Source organism: Gimesia fumaroli, from assembly GCF_007754425.1.
Taxonomy (GTDB): Bacteria; Planctomycetota; Planctomycetia; order Planctomycetales; family Planctomycetaceae; genus Gimesia; species Gimesia fumaroli.
This window is the reverse complement of record NZ_CP037452.1, coordinates 5,070,751-5,086,587: the sequence shown is the minus strand read 5'-3', so window position 1 is coordinate 5,086,587 and position 15,837 is coordinate 5,070,751. Positions and strand designations below refer to the sequence as shown.

At 52.3% G+C, this 15,837-nt stretch carries 8 protein-coding genes; 4 read left to right on the top strand and 4 right to left on the bottom strand.

From position 1 onward, the window contains the following. Nucleotides 1–9: 9 nt before the first annotated feature. Nucleotides 10–561 (bottom strand): hypothetical protein, encoded by a 552-nt coding sequence (locus Enr17x_RS19295; protein WP_145311353.1) that lies wholly within the window; start codon nucleotides 559–561, stop codon nucleotides 10–12. Between the two features lie 267 nt (nucleotides 562–828). Between Enr17x_RS19295 and Enr17x_RS19290 the strand changes: the two genes are divergently transcribed. The 4 genes from Enr17x_RS19290 to Enr17x_RS19275 all read left to right on the top strand — a co-directional run bounded on the left by Enr17x_RS19290 (nucleotide 829) and on the right by Enr17x_RS19275 (nucleotide 10,449). Next, on the top strand, nucleotides 829–2,322 hold the full coding sequence (locus tag Enr17x_RS19290; RefSeq protein WP_145311352.1) for an aldehyde dehydrogenase family protein: 1,494 nt from the start codon (nucleotides 829–831) through the stop codon (nucleotides 2,320–2,322). A gap of 288 nt (nucleotides 2,323–2,610) precedes the next feature. After that, nucleotides 2,611–5,754, top strand: coding sequence for a PSD1 and planctomycete cytochrome C domain-containing protein (locus tag Enr17x_RS19285; protein WP_198000680.1), 3,144 nt, complete (start codon nucleotides 2,611–2,613; stop codon nucleotides 5,752–5,754). A 2-nt stretch (nucleotides 5,755–5,756) separates the two neighbouring features. After that, the gene (locus Enr17x_RS19280; protein ID WP_145311350.1) at nucleotides 5,757–7,214 is read left to right on the top strand and encodes a DUF1501 domain-containing protein; all 1,458 of its coding nucleotides are present in this window, start codon (nucleotides 5,757–5,759) and stop codon (nucleotides 7,212–7,214) included. A gap of 163 nt (nucleotides 7,215–7,377) precedes the next feature. Continuing rightward, complete coding sequence (locus Enr17x_RS19275; RefSeq protein WP_145311349.1) at nucleotides 7,378–10,449, top strand: DUF7133 domain-containing protein; 3,072 nt, start codon at nucleotides 7,378–7,380, stop codon at nucleotides 10,447–10,449. Nucleotides 10,450–10,570: 121 nt separating this feature from the next. On the opposite strand, the gene Enr17x_RS19270 is transcribed toward Enr17x_RS19275, so the two are convergent. The 3 genes from Enr17x_RS19270 to Enr17x_RS19260 are packed head-to-tail and all read right to left on the bottom strand — an operon-like array spanning nucleotide 10,571 to nucleotide 15,667. Beyond that, the gene (locus Enr17x_RS19270) at nucleotides 10,571–12,874 is read right to left on the bottom strand and encodes a glycoside hydrolase family 2 protein (RefSeq protein WP_232100781.1); all 2,304 of its coding nucleotides are present in this window, start codon (nucleotides 12,872–12,874) and stop codon (nucleotides 10,571–10,573) included. A gap of 53 nt (nucleotides 12,875–12,927) precedes the next feature. Continuing rightward, on the bottom strand, nucleotides 12,928–14,022 hold the full coding sequence (locus Enr17x_RS19265) for an aldose epimerase family protein (protein ID WP_145311348.1): 1,095 nt from the start codon (nucleotides 14,020–14,022) through the stop codon (nucleotides 12,928–12,930). Between the two features lie 10 nt (nucleotides 14,023–14,032). Beyond that, the gene (locus tag Enr17x_RS19260) at nucleotides 14,033–15,667 is read right to left on the bottom strand and encodes a solute:sodium symporter family transporter (RefSeq protein ID WP_145314071.1); all 1,635 of its coding nucleotides are present in this window, start codon (nucleotides 15,665–15,667) and stop codon (nucleotides 14,033–14,035) included. Between the last annotated feature and the right edge of the window lie 170 nt (nucleotides 15,668–15,837).

Sequence of the window (15,837 nt, the reverse complement as noted above, 5' to 3'; positions counted from 1 at the left end):
TAGCCTCATTTAAACTGACTTCCAGAGCATCTGGTATTTTTTCTGATACTTCGCATCGGTTTCGGTTTCGATCAATTCGAGTGCCAGCTTCTTGATCTTGGCATCCTGAAGCTGGTCGTAGAGATTCCTTAGACCTTGCAGCAGATCGTAGCGGATGAGTGTGCCGTTTTTTTCTGACTCACATTCCGCAAATCGGAGTTGTGTCCCTTCCAGGAGCAGCTTGAGTTGTTTCTTGCCCGCCACTCCCACTTTCCAGAGGGCTTGAATCGTGTGCCGGGCCGTCACGAACCGTTCGTCTCGTGTCACTTCTAACAGTGCCGGGAAAGTTTTGACCATTTTGTTTTGGGGGTCGCTCTTTGCCAGATTACAGAGCAGCTGCGCCGCGATGGCACGCCGGCGGTTATTTTTGTGACTGAGATCCGCTACAAACTCGTCCCAGACTTCATAAGACCACTCAACTGGTTTGTCTGTTTCTTTTAACAGGCTGAGAAATGCCGTATGTTGGACTTCACGATCTTCGGAAGCCCGTTGATCCAGTCGGGTTTTCGTTGCTTTTTTCATAAGAGATTTTAACTGTCAAACTTGTTGAAGTAGTCAACCAATGATTTTATTCATTCCAACCGCTTTACACCAGATTAGAGTGAACTGTGAAACAAATTCCTGATATCAGTTTAAATTCAGAATGGATTCCGGTTATCATGAATCAAGGCAGCAGGACGCCGTCGGGGAAAATTAATGCAAGAAAACAGCCTTGGATCAAAACAGCGATGTTTTGAAGATCGAGGCGCGAATCCGTCATTTCTGAAATTCATTGAACAGGAGCGCACGATGTCAACAACTTTAGCCAGTGAACTGTATCCCGAAGTCAAAGCCTTTCTTGAAGGAGGGCCGCTCAAAGGTATTGTCGGGGGCAACGAAGTCGAAGCGAATAGCGGTGAGACGTTTGTTACATCCGATCCGGGATCGGGGAAACAGTTAGCCGAAGTCTTCAGTTTCCAGGCTGCTGATGTGGACATGGCTGTCGATGTCGCGGATGCTGCGTTCCGGAAAACCGGCTGGGCACAATTACCGCAGAACGAACGCAGTGCGCTGCTGCATCGTCTGGCGGATGCCGTCGAAAAGCACAAGCCGATGATCGCGCAACTGGAATCATTGGACGCTGGGAAGATCGAAGCACAGGCACAAGGCGACGTGCAGAACTTTGTCGATACGATGCGCTACTTCGCCGACCTGGCGCAACACGTTCAGCGTCGTTCCGTGCTGGCCGTTCCGAATCACGAAGCCTGGACCGTGCGTCAGCCTTATGGTGCGTGTGGATTCATCTTCCCCTGGAACTTCCCCTTCCTGCTGATCGGCTGGGGCATCGCTCCCGCTTTAGCAGCTGGCAATACAGTAGTGATTAAACCGGCAGAAGATACGCCGATGTCCGCCATTTATCTGGCACGACTGGCGAAAGAAGTCGGCATTCCCGATGGCGTGATTAATGTCGTCCCCGGTCTCGGTTCAGTCGCGGGAGCCGCTTTGTCTGCTAATCCCAAGCTCAAACGCATGTCCTTCACCGGTTCTCCCGAAGTGGGACGTCTGGTTGCTGAATCGTGTGGCCGCAATCTGGTGCCCGTCAAACTGGAATTGGGTGGAAAGGGCGCTGCGGTTGTCTTTAACGACGTCGATATTCCAGACACCGCAGAAAAACTGGTGAATGCGATTACCTTCCACACAGGACAGGTCTGTTGTGATGCAACGCGCTGGCTGGTTCACAAAAACATCTACGACGAATTCGTGAATGAGTGCGTTGGACGTTTGAAAAAAGTCCAAGTCGGTTATCAACTGGATGATGCCTCACAGATGGGGCCCGTGGTGAATGAAAAGCAACACAAACGCGTGCTTTCTTATCTGGAAAAAGGACAGGCCGAAGGAGCCGAGTGCGTACTCGAAGGGGGCGCTGCGAAAGTCGAAGGCTACAACGGTTACTACGTGAAGCCGGCGCTCCTGGCAGGCTCGCTGGATAATGTCGCGGCCCGTGAAGAAATTTTCGGCCCGGTCGCTTATCTGGCTCCCTTTGAAACCGAAGAGCAGGCGATCGAGATGACCAACGCAACCGACTATGGTCTGGCGAACAGTGTCTGGTCGTCTGATCTGAGCCGGGCGGCCCGCGTTGCCGAAGCAATGTGTGCTGGCAATAGCTGGATTAATGCACATAATGTCTTCGCTCACGGCGTGCCTTATGCCGGCATCAATAAGAGCGGCATGGGAGGCGGCGTCTTGTCTGTCGAAACCCTGTTTGACTACTGGCGCAGCCTGTCGGTCGTACGTCCTCTGTAAGCGGCATCCGCGCGTGAAAGCATCAGGCCTGCAGCACGTTTCTTTTGAGACGTGCTGCAGGCTTTTTTTGATACGTTTCTTCACTATGCCGTGCGATTTAAAATCCGTCCTCACAAATGGTTGCAGGATGTGGATTCCTTGCTTGACAGTCCCTGCTTCGAGGCTCTAAGATCAAGGTAACGATCCGTTTGCTGGGACCCACCTGTTCTCCCGAACCATGATGGCATGGTTTGGTTTCTAAGAGACGCACCAGGATCGCTTTCAGATGACAAACAGGGCATGATCAGTATGCGTTCCCGTTTCCTTTCAATCTGGTTCCCCGGTGTTGTGTTGGGGGCTACGTTTATTTCGGTCTTTGCTGCGGAAAAGAGTCAATCGCAACCAGCGTCTGCCGAAACAAAGGGCGATTTCAGTCGTGATATCCGTCCGATTCTCTCCAATAACTGTTTTTTCTGTCATGGCCCCGATGAAAAACACCGCGAAGCCGACTTGCGTCTCGATACCAGAGCGGGCGCCTTTGAGAGTGCTATTGTACCGGGCAATCTGAAAGAGAGTGCCTTGATCGAGCGGATTCTGTCGACTGATGCAGACGTGCAGATGCCACCCGCTGATTCGGGAAAAACATTGAAGCCCGCAGAGATCGAGTTGCTTAAGCAATGGGTCGAGCAGGGCGCGGAGTGGCAGGATCACTGGGCGTACGTCAAACCAAAACGACCAGCCTTACCGAAAGTGAAACAGACCGATTGGCCGAAAAATGAGATTGATTACTTCGTGCTCGCCCGGCTGGAACAGGCGGGGCTCGCTCCTTCCAATGCAGCCGACCGTCGCACTTTGATTCGTCGCCTCTATCTGGATCTGCAGGGCTTGCCCCCCTCAGCAGCCGAAGTTGATGCGTTTGTGAATTCGAAAGATCCAAAAGCGTATGAAAAACTGGTCGACCAACTGCTGGCATCACCACAGTATGCGGAACGGATGACGCTCAAGTGGCTCGACCTGGCCCGCTATGCCGACACAAACGGTTATTCGATCGACGGCGGGCGGCATATGTGGCTCTGGCGGGACTGGGTGATTGATTCCTTCCATAAGAATAAACCGTTTAATGAATTCATCACCGAACAGATTGCCGGCGATCTGATTCCCGAAGCGACTCCCTGGCAGAAAGTTGCCACCGGTTTCAGTCGCAACCATATGATTACGCACGAAGGGGGCACGATTCCCGAAGAGAATCTGGTGAACTACACCGTCGATCGTGTGAAAACGACATCTGAAGTCTTCATGGGACTCACCATGGGCTGTGCGCAATGTCACGATCACAAATATGATCCGATTACGATGAAAGACTTTTACCAGTTCTTTGCCTACTTCAATACCCTCGAAGATCGCGGACTTGATGGAAACAGTGGTATCAACGCTGGTCCCAAGTTGTCAGTGAAGACGGAACTTTCATTCGCGGCTGAAGAATTAAAATCACTGGATCAAGAACTGGTCCAACTGCAGAATGAACTGGCTCACCCGGACGAGATCAAGCTCGCTGCCTGGGAAGCCCTGGTCAAGAGGGAACTGGCGGAACGCGGGCAGGGTTTGAAACTGCATGAACTGGAGATTGTCAAGGTCTCCGATCCGAATACGCGGTCCGCCTTTGAAACCAGTGAGGATGGCCACGTACTGGCATTGAAGCCCAGCGGCCGCTCGCCTTCGATTTCACTCAAAGTCAAGCCGGGCGTCGATCAACTGACGGGCCTGCGGATTGTCTTTTATCCGAATGAAAAACTACCGGAAGGGGGCATCGGGCACGGCAAGAAAGAGTCATTCCCCGGTGGATTCATTCTGACCAGCCTTTCCGCCTCGGGAACTGCGATTCCCTCCGACCAGCTTGATCTGTATTCGATGTTCAATATCGCGAAGATCACGACCAGTGCGGCGCACCCTGATTACCCGGTGAAAGATTGTCTTGACCCGCGCGATCACAACGGCTGGTCTCCTGCCCCCGAAAATAAAAAACAACAGCATCTGACAGTCACGTTTGACAAGCCCTACGATACAAACAATTCACGATATCTTACCGTGATGCTGGTTTGGGGCGGTGGCAAATTCGGTGGACGACAATCGTTGATGGCCGGCGATTACCAGGTATTTGGAATCTCAGGTCAGGATGATGGCACCAACATTCCCGATGACATTCAGAAGATATTGGCGGTTGATCCGAAAAAACGAGATGCCAAGCAGATAACGGCTCTGAAAAACTATTACAGCCAGATTGCTCCTGAATTCGAAAATCTGCGACATCAATTAGTCAATCTCAAAGAGCGTCGTAAGATGCTGACAAGTTCGTTCGAAACGATGGTTATGAACACGGCGAAAAAGCCGCGAGAAACGTTTATCTTGACTCGCGGACAGTACGATCAGCCGACTGAGAAAGTTTCAACAGGCGTCCCCGGCTTCTTACCCGGGTTACCTGAGAAGGCCCCCGCCAATCGCATGGCGCTCGCCCAATGGCTGACCTCGCGTGAGAATCCCCTGGTGACGCGTGTGGCCGTCAATCGGTTCTGGGAAATGCTGTTCGGGCAGGGCATCGTTTCCACGACCGCCGACTTCGGTTCCCAGGGCGATCCGCCGACGCATCCGAAACTGCTCGACTGGCTGGCGGTCGACTTTTATGAATCGGGCTGGGATGTCAAACGGATCATGAAAAAGATTCTGATGTCGGCCACGTATCAACAGTCGTCCGCGGGAACACAGGAACTCTGGAAGCGGGACCCGCAGAATCGTCTGCTGGCGCGCGGCGGTCGATTCCGTCTGCAGGCTGAAGCGATTCGGGACGCGACACTCAAAGTCTCGGGCTTGCTCGTCGAACGCGTGGGCGGAGCGAGTGTGAATCCGTATCAGCCCGAAGGGCTCTGGCGGGAAGTCAGTCATTACGGAAGCTCACCCGCGACTGCGCAGGTCTTCGTGCAGGATCATGGCGAGAAACTGTATCGCCGGAGTATGTATACCTACTGGAAGCGGACAGTACCGCCACCCAATATGCAAACCTTTGATGCACCGAACCGTGAAGTCTGTCTGGTGAGCCGGGCGCGCACGAATACGCCTTTGCAGTCGCTGGTTCTGTTGAATGACGTGCAGTTCGTGGAAGCATCGCGGAACTATGCCGAGCGAATCATGAAAGAAGGCGGCTCGGAGATCGACTCGCGGATTCAGTTTGCTTTCATAGAAGCGTTAGGGCGTTTGCCTGAAGCGTGGGAAGTGAAAACGGCCAAAACTGCTTATGAACGCGAGTTGAAAAATTACCAGTCAAATGAAAGTGCCGCGCTGGCTTTGTTGAGTCAGGGAGAGTCGAGTCGCGATGAAGCGCTGGCTCCTGCGGAAGTGGCTGCCTGGACCGCAGTGGCCAGCATGATTTTCAATACATACGAATTTATTACCCGGGGATAGTGATGGACCCAATATTTGAATACGAACGTAATGTCACCCGTCGTACGCTGCTCGGACGCTCGGCACGCGGCATTGGCGGAGCAGCGCTGGCGAGCCTGCTGTACCCGGAACTGTTTAACAACAGTGTGAGCGCCGAAGCGATCCCCGAAGGCGTACAGCAAATTGCACCCAAGGCAAAACGGATTATCTATCTGTTTCAGTCAGGCGGTCCTTCGCACGTCGATCTGTTCGACTATAAGCCGATTCTGCGCAAACTGCATGGTTCGGACCTGCCCGATTCGGTAAAGGGAACACAGCGAGTCACCGGGATGACGGCTCGCCAGAAATCGTATCCGGTTGTGGCACCGTTCTGGGAAATGAAGCAGTGCGGTCAGCATCAGACCTGGATCAGCGAGCGGTTGCCGTATACGCAGACGATTGCCGATGACATTACAATTCTCAAATCGGTCAATACCGAAGCCATCAACCACGATCCCGCGATTACCTTCATCAATACGGGAACCCAGCAGATCGGCCATGCCAGCCTTGGCTCCTGGCTCAGTTATGGTCTGGGAAGCGAAAATGAAAATCTGCCCGCCTATATGGTGATGCTGTCACAAGGCACGGGAAAAAATCCGGGGCAGCCACTGTTTGATCGATTATGGGGTTCCGGTTTTCTGCCACCCAGTCATCAGGGCGTCAAACTGCGTCCTGGTTCCAGCCCAGTATTGTATCTGTCGAATCCCGCGGGCATTGATCGGAAACAGCGTCGCAAATTATTAGACGATTTAGCCATCCTGAATCGTGGGCAGGCCGAAGAAATCGGTGATCCCGAAATTCAGGCCCGTATCAATTCCTACGAGATGGCCTATCGGATGCAGACCTCGGTTCCCGATCTGATGGACCTTTCCAGCGAAACACAAAAGACATTCGAAATGTATGGACCGGAATCACGCAAGCCGGGCAGCTTCGCCGCCAACTGTCTGCTGGCCCGCCGGATGACCGAGCGTGGCGTGCGGTTCGTGCAACTCTTCCATCGTGGCTGGGACCAGCACGTTTCACTCAAAAGCCAACTGCCCAACCAGTGTCTTGACGTGGACCAACCCTCGGCCGCTTTAGTCAAGGACCTGAAACAACGCGGCCTGTTGGATGAAACGCTGGTCATCTGGGGTGGCGAATTCGGTCGCACCGTTTACAGTCAGGGCGCGATTGGCAGCCCGAGTGCGGGTCGCGATCATCACGGTCGTTGCTTCTCCATCTGGATGGCAGGCGGCGGCATCAAACGCGGCTTCGAATACGGCAAGACTGATGATTTTTGCTACAACATCGTCGAGAACCCGGTTCACATCCGCGACATGAACGCCACCATCCTGCACTGCATGGGCATCGACCACCGTCGCCTGACCTACAAATACCGCGGCCTCGACGCCCGCCTTACCGGTGTTGAAGAAGCCCACGTCGTGCATGATATTTTGAGCTGACGCTGAGTTCGAGTGGATGCATTTGGGATAAGGATACTGTAGAATCCGCGCACTGTCGGGCCAGCCGACAGTGACACACGCCGTTGAATCTTTTTTGCTTAACTGTTCTTTTCCGACGCTGTCTTTATTTATTGTCTCATCTTGATTGACTGAAAGTCTCGGCATGAAATCATGTTTGATTGTGCTTGCGTTCCTGCTCTGTTTACCGGTTTCTTCAGAGGCTGCTGATGTTTCTAAGCCAGACAAGCATGTTGGCAACTATCGTCGGGGGCGGGCTCTGTTTGCGCAGCGGGGGTGTGCGGCCTGTCATGCCGTGGATGGGAAAACGGTTTCGCTGGGACCGGATTTGACCAAGCCGGAGAAGCCGTTGACGCGGCAGGAATTTCTGGAGTCGATTAACGAGCCGAGTAAACAGATTAAAAAAGGATTTGAGGCGTATTCGATTCTACTGGAGTCGGGAAAAGTTCTGACGGGTCGGATTACGAAACAGACCGACGATGCGGTGACTGTGCTGATTCCAGATAATCAATTTGTGAAGGAACAGACGATTCCTCGCTCTGAAATTGAGGAACTGGTCAAACAATCGGTTTCTGTGATGCCGAAAGGACTTTTGAAGGGAGTCCCTGAGTCACAGGTTTCTGATTTGCTGGCTTACCTTGCCTCTGTGGGGGATCCGAAATTTACGCCGCCGCCCCGCGCCACAATTCCTGCAAAACAGCCCGGTGTGATGCGTGATCCGGAAGATGCGGATTCCACTTTTTATTCTCCTGAAGAATCGATGAAACGCATTCATCTGGCACCCGGCTATCGGCTGGAACTGGTGGCTGCGGAACCGATGATTGAAGAGCCGGTGCTCTGTGTCTGGGATGGTAATGGGCGGATGTATGTGGCTGAGATGCGAACCTATATGCAGGACGCGGATGGCATCGATCAGGATTTGCCTCGGTCGCGTGTCTCGATGCTGGAAGATACGGACGGCGACGGCCGCATGGATAAAGTCTCGCGGTTCGTCGACAACATGGTGCTGCCGCGAATGATTCTGCCGCTCGATGATCGGATTATTGTCAACGAAACATACACCGAAGATTACTATAGCTATCGCGATACGAACGGCGATGGTGTAGCCGACGAAAAAATTCTGCTTTATCCGGGAGGCAAAGCAGGGGGGAACCTCGAACACCAAAACAGTGCGCTGACCTGGGGCATCGATAACTGGATTTATACTGCGCGACTAGGAGCCCGACGGCACCGCTTCCGAAAAGGGAAATGGGAGTCCGAGCGGATCTACGGTGATAACGGTCAATGGGGACTGGCGATGGATGATGTCGGGCGGTTCTTTCTGTCTGCTGCAGGGGGAGAGAAACCGGCGTATGGTTTTCAACAACTGCCACAGTATGGCAGATTGAATTTACCTGGAGAACTCGAACCAAATTTCGAAGCCGTCTATCCAATCGTAAAGATGGTCGATGTTCAGGGCGGACTGGGACGCGTCGATAAGGAACGGGGCGGGTTGAATCGATTTACTGGTTGTGCCGGGCAGTCAATTTATCGTGGTGATCAACTGCCGGACGATTTTAAGGGGGACTATATTCTTCCCGAGCCGGTCGGTCGTCTGGTGCGTCGCGCCAAGGTGACGCAGATTGACGGGAAGACAGTGCTCAGTAATGCGTATGAAAATTCGGAGTTCATCGCCTCGACGGATAAGAACTTTCGCCCGCTCTGGTCAGCCACGGGACCTGACGGCTGCCTCTATCTAGTTGACATGTATCGCGGCATTATTCAGGAAGGTAACTGGACGCGCAAAGGCTCCTATCTTCGAGGCGTAATCGACAAAGAGGGCTTTGCGAAAAATATTGGCCGCGGTCGCATCTATCGCGTTGTGCATGAAACAACGAATCGCCAGCCGCCTCCGAAACTGTTAGATAAGACCACCGCACAACTGGTGGAAGAACTCTCCCATCCCAATGGCTGGCGACGAGATACGGCACAAAAACTGATCGTGTTACGAAATGACAAATCGGTTGTTCCGGCTTTAATAATACTGGCGAGAACAGGCACGTCTCCGCTGGGCCGAATGCATGCACTATGGACTTTGGACGGTCTGGATATGATTTCAAAGCCAATGATTCTCGCCGCACTCGGTGATGATGATCCGAGGGTGAAACAGGCAGGCATGCGAGTCAGTGAGTCACGATTGGCGGGCGACCCCGATCTTGTGAAAAAAGTTGCGGATGCTGGCTATGATAATGACATCGGTGTTGTCGTGCAGGCGGTGAACTCGTTGCGGTATGCAAAATCGGATCTGGGGCGGCAGTTGATCAGCGAATTTGCCGCCGCGTATGCTGAGAATGATCTGGTACTGGTTTCTGCGCAGGCCAGTCTGCGATATCGGGAAGGGGGGAATCAACCGGTGTTTGCCAACCTGGATGCAAAAACACTGGAGCAGATGAAGCAGGGCTATCAGACTTATACGCTGTTGTGCATCCGCTGTCATGGGCACGATGGAAAGGGGGCACTCTCCAGCGACGGATTGCAGTTGGCCCCCTCGCTGGCCAAATCGCCTCGCCTGCTGGCCAATCCGGAATTACCGGCGAGGATTCTCTTGCATGGTCTCAAGGGGCCGATTGAGGGGAAGAAGTACCCCGGATTGATGGAGTCGATGAAGCGACAGGACGATGCATGGATCGCCTCGGCTTTGACATATGTCCGCAACAGTTTTGGCAACAACGGTTCTGCAGTCACGGTAGAAGACGTTGCCCGTGTACGCAGTATGACACAGGATCGGACGCAACCTTATACGATTGAAGAATTGAGTGAGTTCCTGCCGGTCTCACTGGATATTATGAAAACGTGGAAACTCTCTGCCTCGCATGGCGGGGAGCACGTGGGGGCGGCGATTGACGGGAATTCGGATTCGCGGTATTCCACAAACGAGAGTATGAAGCCCGGCATGTGGTTTTCGATCGACATGCAACAGCCTTACAGCGTGACCAGCATTCTGCTTGATACTCAGAAATCAAGGGGGGACTACCCGCGCGGCTATGCGGTTTCGATCAGCGACGATGGTAAGACGTGGTCTGAACCCATTATCGAAGGCAAAGCGACGACCGCGATCACCGATATTCCGTTTCCCAAAGGCGTCTCGACCCGCTTCGTGAAGATTGAACAAACGGGCCAGCATGGTCTGTTCTGGTCGATTCATGAACTGAAGGTGTATGGGAAGCCGACTGAGTGAAATTTTTTCTTTTATTGACTACCACGAAAGATGTTAACTGGCAAATTAAAAAATAGAGGCAGAGTAGGGATGCAGGCCCGCATCGCCCCCCTGCTTTCGACTGCCTGTTTGCACGATGAGTCTAGGGTTGGTCTGATAAGAGTAACTCGTGGAGTTTTGCGAGATCTTTGGCGGGGATTTTGATGACTCTGCGGTCGTAGGTCATTAAGCCGTTGATTTCTCCTTCGACATCGGTTGTCTGAGTGTAGACGCCGGCTGCGATGCCGCGTTTGCGAAGGTCATTCAGTAAGTGCAGTGATTTCTGGTAACGGGCTTTGTATTCAGCTTCGTTTTGGGGGAGATCACCATAACCCCAGTTGCGGCGAGTGGAGTCCCACAAGTGATCTTTCACCGGATAACCGTGTCCGCCGAACTCTCCGATGACCTTGATATAGTTGTCATAACGCCCCGGTTCAAAGGGAAAGCCGGGGTGAGGATATTGATGGGCGTCGACCACATCACCCACAGGCCAGAAGTTGCCGCCGCTGGCGATGTTGATCAGCCGAGACGGATCGCGTTTGACGGCCCATTTTCCGACTGCCAATGTGCGATGCTGTCCCCAGGCTTCATTGAACGGAACCCAGACGACAATGCAGGGATGGTTTTCCAGAGTATCAATCATCTGTTCCAGTTCGTGCATATACTGATCGTGGTGTTGATCAGACCAGGGAGCATCGACGGGATTGTGTTTGAGTCGTGTCCAGGGGGGATTGTGTCCTGCGCTGACCTGATCCTGCCAGACCATCATGCCCAGTCGGTCACAATGATAATAGAAACGACGTGGCTCGACCTTGATGTGCTTGCGGATCATATTGAAACCGGCGGCTTTGAGATACTCAATATCAAACAGCAGGGCTTCATCTGAAGGGGGAGTCAATAGTCCATCGGGCCACCAGCCTTGATCGAGAGGTCCCCAGTGGAAGATCGTTTTTCCGTTGAGAGTGAATCGCAGATGGCCGTCTTTGTCGCGAATTTTACTGACACTGCGAATTCCCGTGTATGACTTGATTTGATCGATGATGTTGCCGTTCTCGATCAGGGAGATTTCCAGATTGTAGAGCTGCGGAGAATCAGGAGACCAGAGTTTGGCATCGGGAATGGTTATTGAGAATTCGTCGTCTGTTCCTTTGGCTTCGGCGACTTTTTGATCTCCGTCTTTGACGATGATCTCGACTGTTTGATTGGACTTACCGTTGTTGATCTCGGGATACACTCTGATTATGCCCGTCATCGCGTCGGTTTGGATCTTCAGATCTTCGATGTAGCTGGGGCCGACCTGCTCCAGCCAGACGGTCTGCCAGATGCCGGAGACCTGTGTGTACCAGATTCCGCGTGGGTCGAGAGTCTGTTTACCACGGAGCTGCCAGCCTTCCGTGGCATCTTTGACGCGAACGATGACGCTATTCTGACCGGGGCGAATCTGCTCAGTCACGTCAAAAGAGAACGGGGTGTTTCCACCTTTATGAGAACCGACAAATTTGCGATTCACAAAAACATCGCAAAAATAGTCGACGGCTTCAAAGTTCAGTAACATACGACGATTGGTTGATTGGGGTGCTGCGAAGGTGCGGCGATACCAGAGTGCTTCCGAAGGAGTGAGCAACCGTTGTACGCCCCCCAGTTTCGATTCCAGGCAGAACGGGACCAGGATTTTGCCCGTCCAGTCCTGGGGTATCTTCTTTTGATCAATGGCTGTGATGGCATAGTCCCAGTGCCCATTGAGGTTCTTCCAGTTATCGCGGACGAGTTGCGGACGCGGGTATTCGGTCCAGGCGTTTTCGGGGGTGACTTTTTCGCCCCATTTTGTGATCAACTTGGACTTAAAAGGGATGGTGCTACGTTGGGGATGCGGGAGCTGAGGAACATGTTTGATATCGACAACGTGTACATCGATAAACTGTCCCCCTCCATCCTGAAAGCAGTGTACCGCCAGCAGGTTTTTTCCTTTTTGAAGGGCCTGAATCCCTGTTTCATCTAAGGGAATCACGCTGTAGTTAGTGGTCCAGCCTTTTAAGTCTGCGACTCGTTGACCATTGATATATATTTCAGCTTCATCATCATGGTGAACCATCAGCGCAGGCTTTTGTGGAATGTCTTTCAATTGGAATGTTTTTCTCAACCAGATATTTTCTGATTTCCAATTCGTGCCAACGCGTGAGCCGGGCGTATTGCGCGTACCAAATCCCCCGGGACCTGTCTGCCATTTGCTGTCATCAAACTGAGTCGATTGCCAGCCGTCAGCAGGACGTTGAAACGTATACCGCCATTGATCGTTGATCTCCTGTGCCAGAACCAACGTGGAACTGAATATCATCACTGCCAGTGCTGAGGCAATGCGAACCGGATCAGAGGCCGAGACCAAGTCGGTAATTCGTATTGGATACATAGCGCCGTTCCAAAAGAGTTGTTGTTCAATTTGTGGTAATTGATGCGATTTTATTATTTCGTCGAAAATTGAAAGACCGTGGTCGACTTATATTCTTCACCCGGTTTTAAAATCGTGGACGGGAAATTGGGTTGATTGGGACTGTCGGGGAAATGTTGTGTTTCCAGACAGAAGCCGCCGCGATGCACGTACGGTTTGCCTGACTTTCCAGTCAAACGCCCGTCCAGAAAGTTGCCGCAATAGAATTGGATTCCGGGTTCGGTGGTGCTGATTTCAAGAACGCGTCCCGATTCAGGTTCAAATACTTTCGCGGCGCGTGTCAGCTGGTTTTCTTTGCCGCTCTTATCGAGTACCCAGTTGTGATCAAAGCCGCCTCCGAACTTCAACTGCTGGTGATCCTTGTTAATGTCCCGACCAATGGGTTTGGAAGAGGTAAAGTCGAATGGCGTTCCCGCGACAGGTGCCAGCTTGCCAGTGGGGATCAATGTTTCATCGACGGGTGTGTATTTTGAAGCATTCAGCATCAGTTCGTGGTCGAGAATGTTACCAGCGCCTTCACCCTTTAAGTTGAAGTAGGTGTGTTGTGTCAGGTTGATGGGCGTTGCTTTATCGGTCGTAGCCAGATAGTCCACGATCAACTGATTCTTGTTGGTCAGTGTGTAGGTGACTTTGATCTTGAGGTTTCCCGGATAGCCTTCTTCACGGTCTTTCGCGCGGTAGTTCAATTCGATTTTTGTGGGAGAAACCTGAGTTGCCTCCCAGACGACTTTATCAAGACCGATGATACCGCCGTGCAGGTGATTCTCGCCATTATTTTTTGCGAGGGAATAGGTTTTGCCGTTAAGTGTGAATTGGCCTTTGGCAATGCGGTTGCCGTAGCGGCCCACGATGGCGCCGAAGTAGGGCTTATCCACCGCGTTGATGTAGTCTTCAACACAATTATAGCCCAATGCAATGTCTGCCATCTTACCGTTTCGGTCGGGGACAGTAATGGACGTGATGATGGCGCCATAGTTGGTGACTTTGACTGTCATGCCTGCGTTGTTTTTCAACGTATACAGTTTGATGCTGTCGAAATCTTCGACCTCCCCTTGAGCAGAGGCAGCCAGACACAAAACCACGGCAGTCAATAATGAGAAAGTTTTCATATCAGTTTCCTTACGAGGCGGCGAGGACTGAGAAGTTTGCAAATGTAGCGTAAATGGTAAAAACGATCAGAATCAGGATGAAGCCGGCCGGTTTGGCGAGTTGCCAGGGCGTCATATCGACGGCGCCCACATCTTCCTGCTCAAATTCGGTTTCGCGCGGGGCGATTTCACCGATGACCAGCATCAAAATCAAAAGCCAGCTGAAGACGAGTCCAAGAAAGTGGAATTCGTGCAGTGAGGCGACAATGGTATCGAACGGATGTACGAAGTACCCAATTGCAATCACAGCGAAGCCCACAATCAGTCCAGCCTTGGCAGCAATAGAAGGGACACGTTTGGTTAGCATACCCATCAAAACCACCGCAAAGATGGGGATGAAATAAATGCCGTTCATTTTCTGCAGATAGCCGAAAATGCTGGTCGTATTTGCCAGCAACGGTGCGAGACACATTGCTACTACGGCGACAATCCAGCCGAATACTTTCCCCGATTTCACAACGGCTGCTTCACTGGCGTTCTGCTGGAATACGTTTTTATACAGTCCCAAGCTGAACAGGGTGCAGGAACTGTTCAATGCGGAGTTGAAACTGGAAAGGATCGCACCGATCATGGCGGCTGCGAAAAAACCCGTCAATGGTGCGGGGAGAACGCGGTTTACCAGTAATCCGTAGGCGTGGTCGGCTTTGATCTCTTCTCCTGCAAACATTGTGAAGGCGATCATTCCGGGAATGACGAGGTAGAGTGGTCCCAGCAGCTTCAGGGCACCGGTCAACAGGACGCCTTTCTGCCCTTCGGCTAAACTGCTGGCACCCAGTGTCCGTTGAATGATTTGCTGGTTCGTTGTCCAATAGAACAGGTTCAACAGGAAGATCCCCGAGAAGACAGTGCCGAACGGAACCGATGATGTGGGACTGCCGATGGAATTGAACCGTTCTTGCTGTTCTTCAAATATCTGAGAGGCACCCACGGAGATTCCGCCTTCACCGCCGAGCATCGCCAATGCAAAACCGGTAATTAAGAAACCGCCGACCAAGAGGCCGATGCCGTTCAACGTGTCCGAAACGGCCACAGTTCGCAAACCGCCGAATAAGGCATAGATTGATCCAATGATGCCGACAACCCAGACAATCAGCCAGAGAGAGAGTGTGTGCGTATCGATGCCCAGTGATTCCGGCCAACCGCCTAACATGGAAGGCACGTCCAGAATGCCGAGCATCCCGGTGGCACCCGTGTAGAGGATAATCGGGAGCAGAATTCCCACATAAGCCACCAGGAAAATTAGATTGGTAATGACCTGTGTCTGGTGGTCAAATCGAATTCCCAGATATTCTGGCACAGTAGCGACCCCGCTTTTGAGGAACCGCGGTAGAAAGAACCAGGCCATGAAGACCAGGGCAATCACACAAAGCACTTCCCAGACCATCACGCACAGACCGTCGGTGAAGGCGGCGCCGTTGAGTCCGACCATCTGTTCGGTGGAGAGATTCGTGAGTAAAAGTGAACCAGCGATTAAGGGAAACGTTAGCGAACGCCCGGCGAGAAAGTAGCCACTGCTGCTGGCATGATCATCGCGGCGCGTGATCCGCCAGGTGAGGAAGGCGACAAGGCCGGTAAAGAATAAAAAAGAAAGAATTGTGATGAGCATTGTGTTTTGTTCCCATAATCGTTTGAGGCTATGATTTGGTTCAAATGCATCGTAATGGTGCGTTTTTTGAAAGGCATTCGCTACAGTACACAGCCTCAGCTCTGAATACCAGCAAAACAACAGCGTTCGCATACTGTTGCACTGGTTTCCTCCAGGGCGACTTTCCAGAT